Source organism: Pseudomonas sp. EL_65y_Pfl1_R83 (assembly GCF_963970695.1).
Classification (GTDB): domain Bacteria; phylum Pseudomonadota; class Gammaproteobacteria; order Pseudomonadales; family Pseudomonadaceae; genus Aquipseudomonas; species Aquipseudomonas tritici.
The window spans coordinates 1-475 of sequence record NZ_CAXAQI010000355.1 but is presented as its reverse complement, the minus strand read 5'-3'; the positions used below and the strand labels follow the sequence as shown (position 1 = coordinate 475).

The following is a 475-nucleotide window of genomic DNA, read 5'->3' as shown; positions in this document are numbered from 1 at the left end:
CAGATCGGCAACACGTCGCGTGGTCGCAGCCACATTTTCACGCTGCGCGCTAACAAAGACTTTGCATGGGGCCTGTCGGTGGGTGGCAGCTACACCTGGCAGGACGTGAAGGACGTCAGCAACGCGACGTCTTCGGTGGCAAGCTCGCTTTATGCCGCCCAAGCCTCGATTGATCCGAACAACGCCAGCTACGGCATCAGCAGCAACGAAACAAAGTGGCAGTTCAAGTATAGCGTCGGCTTCGATCACGCCTTCTTCGGCGACTATCGCACCGTCGTGCAACTGTTCGGTGAAACGCGCGCCGGACAGCATTACAGCTTCTCGATGCAGGACACTTCGACGGGTCGCTCGTCGGTATTCGGCACCACCGGGAACAATGATCGTTACCTGCTCTACGTGCCGACCGGCCTCAACGATCCGTTGGTCACCTAAGCCCCGAATGATACGACAACTGCGACCGCGCTCGACAACCTCA

Annotated in this window: 1 protein-coding gene; it reads left to right on the top strand. The window is 58.5% G+C overall.

The genetic code is table 11. The annotated features are described in order from the left end of the window. Nucleotides 1-432 (top strand): hypothetical protein (locus tag AACY08_RS29260; RefSeq protein WP_339472572.1); only part of this gene is annotated, 432 nt, incomplete at its 5' end. Between the last annotated feature and the right edge of the window lie 43 nt (nt 433-475).